This window comes from Flavobacterium sp. SP2 (assembly GCF_057626655.1).
Genome location: NZ_JBVHBT010000002.1, coordinates 100,015 through 117,426, shown reverse-complemented (window position 1 = coordinate 117,426; position 17,412 = coordinate 100,015). Strand labels below are relative to the sequence as shown.

At 34.4% G+C, this 17,412-nt stretch carries 15 protein-coding genes and 1 riboswitch; of the genes, 11 read left to right on the top strand and 4 right to left on the bottom strand.

Annotated elements, in window-relative coordinates; genetic code table 11:
• Positions 1 to 70: 70 nt before the first annotated feature.
• Positions 71 to 1,321, bottom strand: a complete 1,251-nt coding sequence (gene metK, locus ACZ098_RS04960) for a methionine adenosyltransferase (RefSeq protein WP_487310633.1) — start codon at positions 1,319 to 1,321, stop codon at positions 71 to 73.
• 309 nt (positions 1,322 to 1,630) lie between these two features.
• Between metK and ACZ098_RS04955 the strand changes: the two genes are divergently transcribed.
• The 9 genes from ACZ098_RS04955 to metF all read left to right on the top strand — a co-directional run bounded on the left by ACZ098_RS04955 (position 1,631) and on the right by metF (position 13,624).
• Positions 1,631 to 2,515 carry a T9SS type A sorting domain-containing protein gene (locus ACZ098_RS04955; protein ID WP_487310632.1) on the top strand — a complete coding sequence of 295 codons (885 nt, stop codon included), beginning with the start codon at positions 1,631 to 1,633 and terminating at the stop codon, positions 2,513 to 2,515.
• A gap of 529 nt (positions 2,516 to 3,044) precedes the next feature.
• Complete coding sequence (locus tag ACZ098_RS04950) at positions 3,045 to 4,337, top strand: O-acetylhomoserine aminocarboxypropyltransferase/cysteine synthase family protein (protein ID WP_487310631.1); 1,293 nt, start codon at positions 3,045 to 3,047, stop codon at positions 4,335 to 4,337.
• Between the two features lie 5 nt (positions 4,338 to 4,342).
• Entirely contained in the window at positions 4,343 to 4,798 is a 456-nt protein-coding gene (locus ACZ098_RS04945) for an OsmC family protein (protein ID WP_487310630.1), read from the top strand.
• A gap of 129 nt (positions 4,799 to 4,927) precedes the next feature.
• On the top strand, positions 4,928 to 5,923 hold the full coding sequence (locus ACZ098_RS04940) for an alpha/beta fold hydrolase (RefSeq protein ID WP_487310629.1): 996 nt from the start codon (positions 4,928 to 4,930) through the stop codon (positions 5,921 to 5,923).
• Entirely contained in the window at positions 5,910 to 7,010 is a 1,101-nt protein-coding gene (locus ACZ098_RS04935) for a homoserine dehydrogenase family protein (protein WP_487310628.1), read from the top strand. Before ACZ098_RS04940 ends, ACZ098_RS04935 begins: the two co-directional genes overlap by 14 nt.
• A 56-nt stretch (positions 7,011 to 7,066) precedes the next feature.
• Positions 7,067 to 8,275, top strand: coding sequence for a sterol desaturase family protein (locus tag ACZ098_RS04930; protein ID WP_487310627.1), 1,209 nt, complete (start codon positions 7,067 to 7,069; stop codon positions 8,273 to 8,275).
• 109 nt (positions 8,276 to 8,384) lie between these two features.
• Positions 8,385 to 8,506, top strand: a riboswitch (SAM riboswitch).
• A gap of 332 nt (positions 8,507 to 8,838) precedes the next feature.
• On the top strand, positions 8,839 to 9,816 hold the full coding sequence (locus ACZ098_RS04925; RefSeq protein WP_487310626.1) for a homocysteine S-methyltransferase family protein: 978 nt from the start codon (positions 8,839 to 8,841) through the stop codon (positions 9,814 to 9,816).
• Positions 9,817 to 9,873: 57 nt separating this feature from the next.
• Positions 9,874 to 12,585: a methionine synthase gene (gene metH, locus ACZ098_RS04920; RefSeq protein WP_487310625.1), complete on the top strand. Its 2,712-nt coding sequence runs from the start codon at positions 9,874 to 9,876 to the stop codon at positions 12,583 to 12,585.
• Positions 12,586 to 12,667: 82 nt separating this feature from the next.
• The gene (metF, locus tag ACZ098_RS04915) at positions 12,668 to 13,624 is read left to right on the top strand and encodes a methylenetetrahydrofolate reductase [NAD(P)H] (RefSeq protein WP_487310624.1); all 957 of its coding nucleotides are present in this window, start codon (positions 12,668 to 12,670) and stop codon (positions 13,622 to 13,624) included.
• 2 nt (positions 13,625 to 13,626) lie between these two features.
• Here the strand turns inward: metF and ACZ098_RS04910 are convergent, their stop codons facing one another.
• From ACZ098_RS04910 to ACZ098_RS04900, 3 genes are read right to left on the bottom strand one after another with little or no spacing between them, the layout of a single operon-like run.
• A complete protein-coding gene (locus ACZ098_RS04910) occupies positions 13,627 to 14,184 on the bottom strand; it encodes a hypothetical protein (protein WP_487310623.1) in 558 nt (185 codons plus the stop codon).
• Positions 14,185 to 14,187: 3 nt separating this feature from the next.
• Entirely contained in the window at positions 14,188 to 14,808 is a 621-nt protein-coding gene (gene yihA / locus ACZ098_RS04905; protein WP_487310622.1) for a ribosome biogenesis GTP-binding protein YihA/YsxC, read from the bottom strand.
• A gap of 31 nt (positions 14,809 to 14,839) precedes the next feature.
• Entirely contained in the window at positions 14,840 to 15,604 is a 765-nt protein-coding gene (locus ACZ098_RS04900; RefSeq protein ID WP_487310621.1) for an alpha/beta fold hydrolase, read from the bottom strand.
• Between the two features lie 397 nt (positions 15,605 to 16,001).
• On the opposite strand from ACZ098_RS04900, the gene mraZ reads away from it, so the two are divergent.
• Together mraZ and rsmH are read left to right on the top strand one after the other, a co-directional pair.
• Positions 16,002 to 16,475, top strand: a complete 474-nt coding sequence (gene mraZ, locus ACZ098_RS04895) for a division/cell wall cluster transcriptional repressor MraZ (protein WP_487310620.1) — start codon at positions 16,002 to 16,004, stop codon at positions 16,473 to 16,475.
• Positions 16,450 to 17,358: a 16S rRNA (cytosine(1402)-N(4))-methyltransferase RsmH gene (rsmH, locus tag ACZ098_RS04890; RefSeq protein WP_487310619.1), complete on the top strand. Its 909-nt coding sequence runs from the start codon at positions 16,450 to 16,452 to the stop codon at positions 17,356 to 17,358. Before mraZ ends, rsmH begins: the two co-directional genes overlap by 26 nt.
• Positions 17,359 to 17,412 lie beyond the last annotated feature (54 nt).

Here is a 17,412-nt window from a genome sequence, read left to right as displayed (position 1 = left end):
CTAATGTGTAAAAATAAAAAACCTGACTAGAAATATAGTCAGGTTTTTTTATGTTTGTTTTGTCTAAAAATTAAATCCCAAAAGCAGCTTTAACTTGATCAACAAAGTCTAATTTTTCCCAAGTAAACAATTCAACTGCAATTGTTTTTGTCAATCCACCTGGAGCAGAAAAAGTTTTGGTAACTGTTTCAGGAGTTCTTCCCATGTGTCCATAAGCAGCAGTTTCGCTGTATATAGGATTTCTCAATTTCAAACGTTGCTCAATAAAATACGGACGCATATCAAAAATAGCTTCTACTTTTTTACTGATTTCGCCGTCAGTTAAATTTACTTTCGAAGTTCCATAAGTAACAACGTTGATAGAAGTTGGTTTTGCAACTCCAATAGCGTAAGAAACTTGAACTAAAATCTCGTCAGCAACTCCAGCAGCAACTAAGTTTTTAGCAATATGGCGAGTAGCATAAGCCGCTGAACGATCTACTTTACTTGGATCTTTTCCTGAGAAAGCTCCACCACCATGAGCACCTTTTCCTCCGTAAGTATCAACAATAATTTTTCTTCCTGTTAATCCAGTATCTCCGTGTGGTCCACCAATTACAAATTTTCCAGTTGGATTGATGTGGTACGTAATGTTATCATTAAACAAATGAGCATATTGAGGATATTTTGCCTTAACTCTAGGAATCAAAATCGAAACTAAATCCGATTTAATTTTAGCCAACATCGCTGCTTCTTCATCAAAGTCATCGTGTTGCGTTGAAATTACAATAGCATCGATTCGTTGTGGTTTATTGTCGTCAGAATATTCTAAAGTAACTTGCGATTTAGCATCTGGACGTAAATAAGTAATTTCCTTATTTTCTCTTCTTAAAGTAGCTAATTCTCTCAATAAAGCATGTGATAAATCCAACGCCAATGGCATGTAATTTTCGGTCTCGTTTGTGGCATAACCGAACATCATTCCTTGATCTCCTGCACCTTGTTCTTCCTTACTTGCTCTATCTACACCTTGGTTAATATCTGCAGATTGCTCGTGAATTGCAGATAGAATTCCGCAAGAATTGGCCTCAAACATGTATTCGCTTTTTGTGTAGCCAATTTTTCTAATTACTTCTCTAGCAATGTGTTGAACATCAAGATAAGTGTTTGATTTTACCTCACCTGCAAGAATAACTTGGCCAGTCGTTACCAAGGTTTCGCAAGCTACTTTCGATTCAGCATCAAATGCTAAAAAATTATCAATTAATGCATCAGAAATTTGATCTGCTATTTTGTCTGGATGTCCTTCACTAACAGACTCTGACGTAAATAAATAAGCCATGATATAATTTATTTTTTATTTAAAATTAAATTTTGAAATAAGAAAAAAAACAGTATTGCAGGAAAATGGACTAAAGAAGGAGTTCTGCTTTAGCATTTTTTAACGAGGTTGCAATCAGTTCAAATTTTTCCTCTGTATTTCGAGTGCAAATATATAAAAACCAATTTAAATTGCGATAACAATTAACGATTCTTTTGCATTTAAAAAATAGTGAATTCTTTTGTTTACTGTTAAAATTGTAATTTTAACTTAATAAAAATAATATTCTATTTAATTTTGAATTACTAATAACTAATTAAACTGAATATTATGAAAAAAACTCTACTTTCTATTTCTTTAATTTTAACTTTTGGCTTTTCATTTAGTCAAAATTTATTGACAGAAAATTTTGCAGTCGCACCACCTGCTAGTTGGACTACCCTAAATTTGAGTACAACAGTTGGATCGGTTGGGTGGTTTCAAGGAAACCCTGCAGATGCTATTCCTACACCTGGACCATTTAGTGCTCAAGCTGGACCAACAAATTCTTACTTGGGTGCAAATTTTAATTCGACAACGGGTAACAATACAATTAGTAATTGGATTTTTACTCCTGCTGTAAGCTTGATGGATGGTGATGTTATTTCTTTTTATTCTAGAACAACAACGCCTGGAACAACAGTTTATGCTGACAGATTGCAAATGAGAATTGGATTAGCAACCGCTGCAAATCCAGTTGGATCAACAGGAGTTGGAGGATATACAACTTTAGCAGTAGAGATTAATCCATTGCTAACATCTACTGGATATCCAAGTGTTTGGACGCAATATACCTATACTGTTACTGGTTTCCCAACAGCAACAAGTTGCAAAATAGCATTTCGTTATTTTGTTACAAGCGGTGGCCCAACCGGTTTAAACTCGGATTACATAGGTATAGATACGTTTTCTGTAGATCGAACCTTAAGTACCGATAGTTTCTTTAAAAATAACTTTTCTGTATATCCAAATCCTGTGAAAAATATAGTTAATATTTCCAATTTAAATAATGAAGAGATAACTACTATTACAATTTCAGATATTAATGGTAGAGTTGTAAAGAATAGTAACTCTGACTTTTCTTCCATTTCTTTAGAAGAATTAAATAGTGGTATTTATTTCCTAAAAATCAACACTTTAAATGGATCTGGAACTAGTAAAATCATTAAAAATTAAATGAAAAAGCAGAAATTAAATTAAGTGATAAATGTTAAAATTTGAAAATAATTTTTTTAATTCAAATTTAGTTATCAAGTTTGTAACGTCAAAAACAAAGTAAAAATGAATTTAATTATGTGCAATATGTGTCGTATGATGTGGAAAATTCCGCAGAGCACTTCTATTGCATAATTTTAAATTTTTAAAATATATTCAAATGAAACCTCTGCCAATAGCAGAGGTTTTTTTTTATGCTGAACTTGATTCAGCATCTCAAAATATAAAGTACTAAATCAAAAATACTTAACTAAATTCAGCATAAAAGAAATGAACGTAATAGCAAAAAATATGATGATGTCTTGCATGATGATGCGCACAATGTGTTGTATCGACAGCTGCTATTACCATAAACGGAAAACGTAAAAGAAATTCATATTTCTATTGTAAAAGTCCTTTTGGTAAGCCATCCAAAGGGACTTTTTTTATGCTGAATTTATTTCAGCATCTTATCAAAAAATCTAAAATCTAATATCTAAAATCAATTATCATGAGCACACAAAAATTTTCAACCAACGCACTTCACGCAGGACACGATGTTACTAAAAACGCAGGAACCAGAGCTGTCCCAATTTACCAAACATCATCGTATGTTTTCAACAATTCTGATCATGCTGCCAATCTTTTTGGACTTGCCGAAACCGGATTTATCTACACAAGATTAAACAATCCAACCAACGACATTCTAGAACAACGATTAGCAACATTGGAAGGTGGAATCGGCGCAGTCGTTACCGCATCAGGAACGGCAGCAATTGCAACAACATTCTTAACTCTTCTAAAAGCTGGCGATCACATTGTAGCTTCGAATAGTCTGTATGGCGGAACGTACAATTTACTAAAAGTTACTTTACCAAGACTTGGAATCACAACAACGTTCGTTGATCCATCAAATCCCGAAAATTTCACCAAAGCATCTCAAGAAAATACAAGAGCATATTTTGTAGAAAGTTTAGGGAATCCAAAATTAGATGTCTTGGATTTAGAAGCCATTTCTAAAGAAGCAAAAGCATATAAAGTTCCGTTTATTGTTGACAATACAGTTGCGACACCTTATTTATTAAATCCAATAAAATATGGTGCCGACATCGTAATTCATTCACTTACAAAATACATCACAGGAAATGGAACGTCTCTTGGCGGCGTAATCATTGACGCAGGAAACTTCGATTGGAGTAATGGAAAATTCCCGGAATTCACAGAACCATCAGCTGGATATCACGGATTAAAATACTACGAAGCACTTGGCGCAGTATCATTTATTGCCAAAGTACGAATTGAAGGGTTGCGCGATTTCGGGGCATCTTTAAGTCCGTTCAACGCTTTTCAAACCATTCAAGGATTGGAAACATTAGAAATCAGAATCAAAAAACATTCTGAAAATGCATTGGAATTAGCAAAATGGTTGCAAACTCAAAACGAAGTAGCTTGGGTAAATTATCCAGGTTTAGCAACTTCAAAATATAAAGAACTTGCAGATAAATATTTACCAGAAGGAAAAAGCGGCATCGTTACTTTCGGTTTAAAAGGCGGATTTGAAGCTGCCAAAAAAGTAGCTGACCAAACCAAATTATTTTCACTTTTAGCCAATATCGGCGACACCAAATCATTAATTATTCATCCTGCAAGTACAACGCACCAGCAATTATCAGATGCTGAGCAAGAAACAACAGGAGTTTCTAAAGATTTAATCCGTCTGTCTGTTGGTTTGGAAGACATCGAAGATTTGAAAGCGGATTTAAAAGAAGTATTCATAACTATTAACGAAACTCAAAAAATATAAATATCATGAGCACAAAAATTGTAAACATAAAAGGATATGCTAAAAACCAAGAACAGTTTGTCATAAAAACTGAAAATCATGAAGTTCGAATAAGTACCAATCAAAATCACCCAGAACTTAATGCACCAAATCCAATAGAATATATTCTAGCCGGTTATGCTGGTTGCATTAATGCTGTAGGAACCTTAGTTGCAAAAGAGTTAGGTCTTAATTTGAAATCATTGCAAGTTGATATTACAGGAGAACTTGATGTCGATAAATTTTTGGGAAAACCAACATCAGAAAGAGCAGGCTTTAAAACTATCGATGTAGTTGTAAAACCAAATGCTGAAGCTACAACTGAAGAGTTGCAAAATTGGCTTAGCATTGTAGAAAGTCGTTGTCCAGTCTACGATAATTTAATAAATCCAACTCCAATTCAAGTTACTTTGGTACATGAGTTCGAATCTATTGAAGTTTAAAATAAAGATTAGGTTTTTGTTTGTTGAAACTGTCTTCAATGTCGCGATTGAAGGCAGTTTTTAAAAGATTATTTAAATCTACATAAACCTTCATTTTCTTAATGCCTTACTGGTTTATAAAAATAAAAAATGTTACAAAAAATAGAGATTCTAAATTTCAAATTAGAAAGTGGAAAACTCAGTAGTGAAATTCCATTATTCTATCAGACTTTTGGTCAGCCAATAGGAAATGCTCCTATTGTCATTGTTAATCATGCGTTAACAGGAAATTCAAATGTGACTGGAGAAAACGGTTGGTGGAACGATTTAATTGGAGAAAATAATATTATTGACACTAATTTTTTCACGATAATCGCTTTCAATATTCCTGGAAATGGATTTGACGGAAATCCAGAAAATCTAATCACGAATTACAAAGATTTCACAGCCAAAGACATTGCAAACATTTTTTTAGAAGGAATTGAATTTTTAGAAATAGAAACTGTTTTTGCTTTAATTGGAGGAAGTTTAGGCGGCGGAATTGCTTGGGAAATGGCAAATTTACAACCCGATAAATTTCAAAATTTAATTCCAATTGCAACCGATTGGAAAGCTTCCGATTGGGTAATTGCTAATGTTTTGGTTCAAGATCAGATTCTGAATAATTCGGATAATCCAATTGTGGATGCGCGACTTCATGCCATGCTTTTGTACCGAACGCCACAATCGTTTAAGAAAAAATTCAATAGAAAGAAACAATCTCAATTGAATGATTTTCAGATAGAAAGTTGGCTCGTTAATCACGGATTCAAATTGCAGAACCGTTTCAAATTATCCGCGTACAAACTGATGAATCATTTGCTAAAAACCATCGATATCACTAAAGAAACTAATGATTTTGAAGTTTCCGCAAGTAAAATTTCAGCCAATATTCATATAGTTTCAGTCGATACCGATTACTTTTTTATTCCAGATGAAAACCGCGAAGCATTTGAAATTCTAAAACCTATTAAAGAAAATGTTTTCTATCACGAAATAAAATCCATCCATGGTCACGATGCATTCTTAATTGAGTTTGACCAATTAGCCCAAATTTTAGAACCTATTTTTAACAAACAAAAACAAAAAAAATATGTCAACGCTTAGAATAAATGTAATCCTTTTCGGAATCGGAAATGTGGGTAGCGCATTAATAAACCAAGTTATCGAAAGTCAAAAATTCTTCCTCGAGAAAAGAAATATCGATTTGCGATTTCCAATTATTACCAATTCAACGCTCGCTTTTTTTGAAAAAGAAGGCGTAAAAAATCAATGGGAAGCTAATTTTGCACAATCGGCAATACCGTTTAGAGTGGAAGATATAATAGAGTATGTGCACGAACAACAATTAGAAAATCTAATTGCAGTCGATGCCACAGCAAGTTCCGAAATTATAAAAAGCTACATTCCATTAATCCAAAACGGATTTAATATTGTGGCTGCTAACAAAAAAGCCAACACTTTAGATTTAAATTTCTACAACGAATTACGAGAGAATTTGAAAGTCTTCGATAAATCGTTTCTTTATGAAACCAATGTCGGTGCAGGTTTACCGGTAGTTCAGACGATAAACGATTTACATTTTTCAGGTGAAAAAATCACGAAAATCAGAGGTGTTTTTTCAGGTTCATTAAGTTATATCTTCAACAGATATTCATCTGAAGAAACTTCGTTTTCCAAAATTCTAGCCGATGCCGAAAAAAACGGATACACCGAACCCGATTCTCGCGAAGACTTATCAGGAAACGATGTAGCAAGAAAATTATTAATTCTAGCAAGAGAAATCGAGCAAAAATTTGAGTTTTCTGACATTAAAATCTCGTCACTTTTGCTGCCAGATTTAAACGAAAACCATTCCAAAGCACAATACGCAATCAACAAAACATTATTTGACAAACCTTTCAGTATTGCCAAAATCACTCAAGCAGAAAATCACGTTTTACGATACGTTGGCGAACTCGATGTTGTTTTACAATTGTTAGAAGTCAAATTGGTTTCTGTTCCAAAATCAACAGCATTAGGTCAATTAAAAGGTGCCGATAATCTAATAGAAATCTATACAAAATCATACGGTGAAATTCCAATTGTCGTCCAAGGCGCAGGCGCAGGAAAGGAAGTTACAGCTCGTGGCGTATTGACGGATATTCTAAAAATTACCGAAAAAATTAAAATTCAAGAAGCTGTTTGGTCCTAATCGCGTCAAAACCAAACCGCAAATTTTATATAACAACAAACAAAAATCAAATAAGTATGAAACTAGATTTAATTGCATTTGCGGTTCCATTTTTTATCTTTTTTATGTTTTTAGAATATACTATTAGTCGAAAAAGGAATAAAAAAATACACCGATTTAATGAAAGTATCGCAAATATTAACGTTGGAATTGTGGAACGAATTACCGATCTACTAACAACAGGTTCCTTCTTTTTTGTTTTCACATGGCTCAATAAAAATTTTTCAATTTTCACAATTGACGCTAATTGGATTACTTGGGTTTTACTATTCCTCGCAACCGATTTGGTTTGGTATTGGTACCATCGAGTTGGTCATGAAGTAAATCTATTTTGGGCAGCACACATTGTACATCATCAAAGCGAGGATTTTAATTATACGGCTGCTGCACGAATCACTGTAATTCAAGCCGTTGCACGCGGATTATTTTGGAGCATATTGCCAATAATAGGTTTTCCAGCCGAAATGATAACAGTTTTATTATTGATTCACGGCACCTATCCATTTTTTACACATACGCAATTAATAGGAAGATTGGGCTGGCTGGAATACATAATTGTAACCCCAACTCATCATGGCGTTCATCACAGTAGTAATCCCGAATATCTTGATAAAAACTATGGCGATATGCTAATTATCTGGGATAAACTCTTCGGAACCTACGCCGAGGAAACCGTAAAACCACAATACGGTTTAACAAAATCATTAGAAAGTCACAGTTTTCTATGGCAGCATTTTCACTATTTTTTAGAGCTTATTGTAGCGGTTAGATTAGCCAAAACATCTCAGCAAAAGCTAAAAGTAATCTTCGGTTCCCCAAACGATCACGATCCAAGAATCCGACCTTTTTTAGAACGAAAATTATCACAAAAAGTAACTCATATTTCACTTTCAGATAAACTTATCCGTGCCATTAAAGTAAAAACAATCACAACAATTGTATTACTTTTTCTAGCAATTTTATTCTCAAAGTATTTCACTAATACCAATCTTTTTTTTATCACAACATTCTTGGTTTTGAGTGTAATAATTACAGGCGCAATGCTCGAACAAAAACGTTGGATTTTCCACCTTGAATTTGCTCGCTTATTAATACTTTCTATCATCATAAATACCACATTTTCGGCAGTATATTTCACAGGATTTACCCTAACACTAGTTTGTTTGGGACTTTTATTTTATAATTCAATCAATTCAAAATACCAACAATTTTTATTTTCCAACTAACTCCACCCAAAAACCTACAACACTATATCGTTGTAGGTTTTTATTTTTCAGAAACACTTGCAAAATAAAATTCTATGTCATTACTTTGCAGTGTTCATAAACTTATTGACTGTTATCACGAAAGCTGGAGAGATTAGACTCGATGAAAGCTTAGCAACCCTACAATTGTAGAAGGTGCTACATTCTATTCTTAATACTGAATTTATTTCAGTATCTAGAAACAGATAACCCCGAGAATTTCTTCTCACTTTCACAATAACATAAATAAATTTTAGACCAACTTGTCATACTGAACATGTTTCAGTATCAAGAGCGAATGGCTTGCGCATTTTCAGCAAACCTTATTCCTGCTTTTCGATGCAATCTTTTACTTTTTAATGAGAAAAGTAAAAGGATTTCCTCTTCAATCAGGGCTAAAGAGTATTCCATTTTTGTGAAATCAAGTTTCCATAAGAACTATTTCTTAAAAAACTTAACTTACTTAATGGTTTAAAAATTGTTATAAAATAAAACTTAGAGAAACTTAGTGAAAACTTAGTGAATCTTCGTGAAACAAAAAATTTATGTCAAAAATAAACCAAGCAATAAAAGAAAGAATCCTAGTCCTAGACGGAGCAATGGGAACCATGCTGCAACGTAATAATTTCTCCGAGGAAGACTTCCGAGGCGAACGTTTCAAAGATTTTCCACATCCATTAAAAGGCAACAACGATTTACTTTCCATCACGCAACCAACAGCTGTAAAAGAAGTCCACAGACAATACTTTCAAGCTGGAGCCGACATCGTAGAAACCAACACCTTCTCTGGAACCACAATCGGAATGGCAGATTACCACATGGAAGATCTAGTTTACGAGCTAAACTACGAATCCGCCAAAATAGCAAGACAAGTAGCCGACGAATTCACCGACAAACCACGTTTCGTTGCAGGTTCAATCGGACCAACAAACAGAACAGCGTCAATGTCACCGGATGTAAACGATCCAGGATATCGCGCCGTAACTTTCGACGATTTACGAATTGCCTACAAACAACAAGTCGAAGCATTAATCGATGGTGGTTGCGATGTTTTATTGGTAGAAACAATATTCGATACTTTAAACGCAAAAGCTGCACTTTTCGCCATCGAAGAAGTAAAAGAAGAACGCAATCTCGACATTCCAGTAATGGTTTCTGGAACAATTACAGATGCTTCTGGAAGAACTTTATCAGGGCAAACAGTTGAAGCTTTTTTAATATCAATTCAGCATATCGATTTGTTAAGTATCGGTTTCAATTGCGCACTAGGTGCAGATCAGTTAAAACCGTATTTAAAAAGATTGGCACACAATACGCAACTCAATATTTCGGCGCATCCAAACGCAGGATTACCAAACGCATTCGGTCAATATGACCAAACGCCAATCGAAATGCAAGCATTAATTAAAGAATATTTACAAGATGATTTAATCAATATAATTGGCGGTTGTTGCGGCACAACACCAGAACACATAAAAGCAATTGCAGAAGTCGCAGCACAATTCAAACCTAGAAAAGTATAGTTTACACTTAACTCCGACAGAGTTTCAAACTCTGTCGGAGTTATTATTGAAAATAAAATGTCAAGAACAAACAAAATAAATTTACAACTCTCAGGTCTAGAACCGCTTTTCGTCACCGAAGAATCTATTTTCGTCAACGTAGGCGAACGCACAAACGTAACAGGTTCGCGTAAATTCCTCAGATTAATAAAAGAAGAGAAATACAATGAAGCCCTTTCGGTAGCAAGAGAGCAAGTTGAAGGTGGTGCACAAATAATAGACGTCAATATGGACGAAGGAATGTTGGATGGCGTTTATGCTATGACCAAATTCCTAAACCTAATTGCTGCCGAACCAGATATCGCTCGAGTTCCAGTTATGATTGATAGTTCCAAATGGGAAATCATCGAAGCCGGATTAAAAGTTGTGCAAGGAAAAGCCGTTGTAAATTCCATTTCGCTTAAAGAAGGAGAGGAAACTTTTATTCATCATGCCAAATTAATTAAACGATATGGTGCAGCAGTAATCGTAATGGCATTCGACGAAGACGGTCAAGCCGATACGTACGAAAGACGTATTGAAATCTGTAAAAGAAGTTATGATATTCTTGTGAATGAAGTTCATTTTCCTGCGCAAGATATTATTTTCGATCCCAATATTTTTCCGGTTGCAACTGGAATGGACGAACATAAACTGAATGCCTTAGATTTTTTCAGAGCCACAAAATGGATTCGTGAAAATCTTCCTTATGCTAATGTTTCTGGAGGTGTAAGTAACGTTTCGTTTTCGTTTCGAGGAAATGATACCGTTCGTGAAGCGATGCATTCGGCGTTTTTATACCATGCCATTCAAAACGGAATGACAATGGGAATCGTAAATCCAGAAATGCTGGAGATTTATGATGAAATTGACAAAACATTATTAGAACACGTTGAAGACGTGCTATTAAATAGGAGAGATGATGCAACTGAAAGATTATTAGATTTAGCAGAAACTTTCAAAGGTGATTATAAAGTAAACGAAAAAGCAATTGCCGAATGGCGAAATGGTTCGGTTCAAGAACGATTGACACATTCATTAGTAAAAGGAATTGACGAATTTATCGAAATTGATGTTGAAGAAGCACGATTACAATCTGAAAAAGCAATCGAAGTTATCGAAGTAAACTTAATGGCCGGAATGAATGTCGTTGGAGATTTATTCGGAAGCGGAAAAATGTTTTTGCCACAAGTGGTGAAGTCAGCACGTGTTATGAAAAAAGCTGTTGCCTATTTATTGCCGTTCATCGAAGCACAGAAAGACGGAAAATCATCTTCGGCAGGAAAAGTATTGATGGCAACCGTAAAGGGAGATGTTCACGATATTGGAAAAAATATTGTAGCGGTAGTTTTGGGTTGTAACAATTTTGAAATCATCGATTTGGGAGTTATGGTTCCGCCAGAAAAAATCATTCAAGCCGCAATTGAGCACGATGTAGATATTATAGGATTAAGCGGATTAATCACGCCTTCACTTGACGAAATGGTTTATTTGGCAAAAGAATTGGACAAATTAAACATCAAAATTCCGATTATGATTGGTGGCGCGACAACTTCTCGTGCGCACACAGCAGTGAAAATTGCACCCGAATATAAAGAAACTGTAGTTCACGTAAACGATGCTTCGCGTGCGGTAACGGTTGCTAGTAATTTATTGCAAGCTGAAACCAAAGAAGGTTATGTAAAAGCAATCCGTGAAGAATACGACAAGTTGCGTGATGGTTACTTGAACAGAAGTCGCGATAAAAATTTCCATTCGATTGAAGAAGCTAGAAAGAATAAGTTAAAATTAGATTGGGATAATTTCACGCCAGTAAAACCAAATTTCATCGGAACAAAAACCGTTGAAGTCGAACTTTCTGAATTGGTTGATTTTATAGATTGGACACCATTTTTTAATTCGTGGGAATTGTACGGAAAATATCCTGCGATTTTAACGGATGAAATTGTAGGCGAACAAGCCACCAATTTATTTGCCGACGCGCAAGAAATGTTACAACAAATCGTTTCAGAAAAATGGTTGATAGCCAAAGGAATTCTCGGAATTTTTCCAGCAAATACAATTAATGACGATGATATTATAGTCGAAAGTCAAAAGTCGAAAGTCGAAAGTAAAGAACCATCAACTATCAACCATCAACCAACAACCTTTCTAACTTTAAGACAACAATCTCAAAAAACCGCTGGTGCACCAAACATTGCATTAGCAGATTTTATTGCGCCAAAAGAATCTGGAAAACAGGATTACATTGGATGTTTCTGTGTTACAACTGGATTTGGTGTTGACGAAAAAGCAACCGAATTCGAAAAGCAATTTGACGATTACAATTCGATAATGGTGAAAGCACTCGGAGACCGATTTGCAGAAGCATTTGCCGAATATTTACACTTAAAAGTTCGTAAGGAGATTTGGGGTTATGCTTCAGAGGAAAATTTATCCAATCAAGAATTAATTTCAGAAGAATACAACGGAATTCGGCCAGCGCCAGGTTATCCAGCATGTCCAGACCATTTGGAGAAACCAACAATTTGGAAATTATTAAATGTAGAACAAGAAATAGGAGTGAAGTTAACCGAAAGTATGGCAATGTGGCCAGCCAGTTCCGTTTCGGGATATTATTTTGCAAATCCGCAAAGTAAGTATTTCGGACTCGGAAAAATAAAAGAAGATCAAGTAATAGATTACGCCAAACGTAGAGGAATTTCTACCGAAATGGCAACCAAATGGCTTTCGCCGAATATAGCAGATTAAATTAGTCACAAAGTCAAAAGTCAAAAGTCTTAAAGGATTTTTTACTTTCGACTTTCGACTTTCAAACTTTACGACTAAAATTATGAAAGTAACAGAACATATAGAAAACGCCAACGGAAAACCATTATTTTCTTTTGAGATTCTTCCGCCTTTGAAAGGACAAAATATCCAATCTATTTTTGATAGTATTGATCCGTTGATGGAATTCAATCCGCCATTTATTGACGTGACGTACCATCGTGAGGAATATGAATTTAAGGAATTGCCAAGTGGTTTGTTGCAAAAGAAAATTGTAAAAAAGCGTCCTGGAACAGTTGGAATTTGTGCTGGAATTCAGAATAAATATGATGTTGATGCCATTCCGCATATTCTTTGTGGCGGATTTACAAAAGAAGATACTGAGAATTTATTGATAGATTTGGATTTCCTAGGTATCAATAATGTTGTTGCTCTTCGTGGTGATGCTTTAAAGAATGAAACCTATTTCCGAGCCGAACGTGAAGGAAATGAATATGCAACCGATTTAGTTTTACAAGTTAACAATCTAAATAAAGGAATCTACCTTGACGAAGATTTACAGAATTCGGCTTGTACTAATTTTTGTATTGGCGTTGCTGGTTATCCAGAGAAACACATGGAAGCACCAAGTTTGGATAGCGACATCCACTTCCTAAAACAGAAAATAAAAAACGGAGCTGATTATATCATCACGCAAATGTTTTTTGACAATAAAAAATTCTTTGATTATGTAGCTAAAGTTCGTGCAGCAGGAATTACAGTTCCAATTATTCCGGGATTGAAACCTATTGCAACTAAGAAACAACTGAATCTGATTCCGCATCGTTTTTCATTAGAATTACCCGACGATTTGATTATGGCAGTTGTAAAAGCAAAAGATAATGATGCTGTAAAACAAATAGGAATCGAATGGTGTACGCAGCAAAGTAAAGAACTGGTCGCTGCTGGAATTCCGGTTTTACATTATTATTCTATGGGAAAAGCGGAGAATATTAAGGCAATTGCAAAGGAGGTTTTTTAGAATTAAAAGGTGTAGCCTAATCTTAAGTGTAGATCAGGGGCAACATTACCATTTTCTTGAAAAGAATCGTCAAGATAAAAAATGTAGCCTAAACCAAACCCAGTTTCAAAAGTAAAGTTTTGCCCGTAAGTTCGTTTTATTGCCCATTTTGGAATTACAGAAATGGTATTGATAACCTTCACATTTTCAAGTTTGGGAATCACAAACCAATCTGGATTGTAGCTTGTCGTTAGGCTTACAAAATTTCCGCTGTTTTTGGCAATATTTTTTCCTTTTGTAACTCGTTTGTCTAAATTATAATACCATCGAGGTTCTATTCTTAGTGATGGAATAAGTCCAAATTTGGTTTCATTAGCATTTAAGGTAACTCCAACATCAGTTCCAATTTCACTTCGCAATGCAATTTTATTAGAAAGGCGAGATTCGTTGTGAACCCAAATTCCTAAAAAACCAGTTTGAATTCCAAATATGGATTTTTCAACACTTACAGGAGTTTGTTCTTGTGAAAATAAATTACCGGATAAAGTAGAAATTAATGAAAAGAAAAGTACTTTTTTCATTACTTAAAACTCATTTAAATCCTTGTAAACTTCAACGTTTATTTCTTCAATATAATTCAGAAGTTCGTCTTTTCCAGTACCATCAGTTGCTGAGGTTATAAAGTAAGGTGGCATTTCTTCCCAATTGTTGGCAAGCAATTCTTTTTTGTAAGCTGCCACATTTATGGCTACTTTATTTTTACCAATTTTGTCTGCTTTGGTGAAAACGATACAAAACGGCACTTCACTTTCGCCTAGGTATTCTATAAATTCTAAATCTATTTTCTGAGCTTCAAGACGAATGTCAATTAGTACAAAAGCGCAAACAAGTTGTTGTCTGGTTTCAAAATAATCGGTAATAAATTCCTGAAAAACTTCTTTAGTTTTCTTCGAAACTCTCGCATATCCGTAACCCGGTAAATCGACAAGAAACCAATTCGAATTGATTTTAAAGTGATTGATAAGCTGCGTTTTTCCTGGTTTTCCAGAGGTTTTAGCCAAATTTTTATGGTTGGTAATCATGTTGATCAACGATGATTTTCCAACATTAGAACGACCAATAAAAGCATATTCCGGCAAACGTTCTGTAGGACATTTACTTACATCAGAATTGCTAATTATAAATTCGGCGGTATTAATTTTCATGTTACTTTTTGTTGATTTATGTAATTTTAAATTACAAATTCACTTTTTTCAACCAATCTTCCAACACTTGATTGAATTCTGCAGGATGTTCCATCATTGCGGCATGACCACATTTATCAATCCAATATAATGATGAGTTTGGTAATAATTTATCAAATTCAACAGCAACTTCTGGTGGTGTAACTTTGTCATTTTTACCCCAAATGATACACGTTGGAACATGCATTTTTGGTAAATCTTTAGCCATATTATGACGAATAGCACTTTTAGCAATGGTTAGTGTTTTGATCAATTTGATTCGATCATTTGCCATGGCGTACACTTCATCAACAATTTCTTTAGTAGCAATTTTCGGATCATAAAAAACATCTTCTGCTTTCTTTTGAATGTAATCATAATCACCTCTTCTCGGATAAGTATCACCCATTGCATTTTCATAAAGTCCTGAACTTCCTGTAATTACAAGTCCAAGCATTTTTTCAGGATACATTTTAGTATGATATAATGCAATATGACCGCCAAGTGAGTTTCCTAACAAGATTACACGCTCATAACCTTTGTACGTTATAAAATCTTTTACATATTTAGCGAAAGCCTTTACATTAGTTTTCAACAAACTTTGCGAGTAAATTGGTAATTCTGGAATTACAATTTTATATCCTTTAGCAGGAAAATAGTGCGCTACTCCATCAAAGTTACTCAAACCACCCATCAATCCATGTAGAATAACAATCGGCGTACCTTCTCCTACTTCAATATAACTGTATTTTCCGTCTTTCTTAGCGTTAAGATCCATTTTTAAGTCCAAATTTCAATTGTTACAAATATACTCGTTTATATAGAAAATCCTATTGTTTACTTCATATTTTCAACAGTATTAATGGCGATTTGTAGTAATCTAAAATCATTAAAACGTTAATTATCAACATTTAAAACGTAAAAGTGCAATTTGTAAAGATTCATTTTTTATGCAATTTCTTTAAAATATTCACAATAAAACAACTTTAAATCAGCTTTTGATTGAAGTAATGTAACTATTCTTAATTTTTTGTTAAACATTCTGTTTTTTAATTCAGCAAAACACATTTTCAAAATAATGTTAAAGTGGTAAAACTTATCAACAAAGTGGTAGTTTGTGGTAAAATGTGGTAAAATATTTTATATTTTTGTTCCTATCATTTAAAAACTGTTTTTTGAACGCAATAATCGGAACATACGAGTGTAAAGTTGATGCCAAAGGAAGGTTGCTTTTGCCAGCGCCTTTCAAAAAGCAACTTGCTGCTTCGCTTCAAGACGGATTTGTCTTGAAACGTTCGGTGTTTCAGCCTTGTTTGGAGTTGTATCCAATGAGCGAATGGAATTTAATGATGACAAAAATCAATAAGTTAAACAAGTTTGTTAAGAAAAACAACGATTTCATTCGTCGTTTTACGGCTGGTGTAAAAGTGGTTGAAATTGACAATTTAGGACGGTTATTGATGCCAAAAGATTTGACAACTTTTGCGCAAATTTCTAAAGATATCGTGCTGTCATCTGCAGTAAATATTATTGAAATTTGGGATAAAGATTTGTATGAAAAAGCAATTGATGATTCTGTTGTAGACTTTGCCGATTTGGCTGAAGAAGTAATGGGAAATGTAAATGACGACGACAATGGAATATCATAACCCAGTACTTTTAAAAGAAACCGTTGATGGTTTAAATATAAATCCAGACGGAGTTTATGTTGATGTTACGTTTGGTGGTGGCGGACATTCGAGAGAAATTTTGAGCCGATTAGGTCCAAACGGAAAACTATTTGGCTTTGACCAAGATGAAGATGCTTGGGAAAATGCTTTGCCAGACGAACGATTCGTTTTAATTCAGGAAAATTTTAGATACATCAAGAGATTTCTAAGATTTCATGGTATAAAAAGTGTTGATGGAATTTTAGCCGATTTAGGAGTTTCATCACACCAATTTGATGTTCCAGAACGTGGTTTTTCGACACGTTTCGACGCTGGTTTAGATATGCGAATGAGTAAGCGAAACGAATTGGACGCATACAAGGTAATTAACGAATACGACGATGCTAGTTTGCGAAGAGTTTTCTTGGATTACGGTGAATTGAAAATTGCTCCAGCGCTTTCAAGAACAATTATTGAAGCTCGAGAAATAAAAGCTATTGATACAACCGACGATTTGAAGTTTATTTTACAGCGTTTTTTGCCAGATCAATTCAAGAATAAAGTACTTGCTCAAATATATCAGGCGATTCGAATTGAAGTCAATCAAGAGATGGATGTGCTTAAAGAATTTCTAGAGCAATCGTTAGATATTTTGAAGCCAGAAGGAAGATTGAGTGTTATTTCATACCATTCCTTAGAAGATAGATTGGTAAAAAGATTTATGAAAAACGGAATGTTTGAAGGCGAACCAGAAAAAGACTTCTTCGGAAACTTTTCAGTTCCATTCAAGTTAATTGGGAAACTAATTGTTCCATCAGAAGAAGAAATAAAAATCAATAATAGGGCAAGAAGTGCCAAGTTGAGAATTGCAGAGAAAAAGTAAGTAGTGTTCAGTATTTAATTTGTGAAATAATAAAGTTTTAGAATTTGTGCAAAT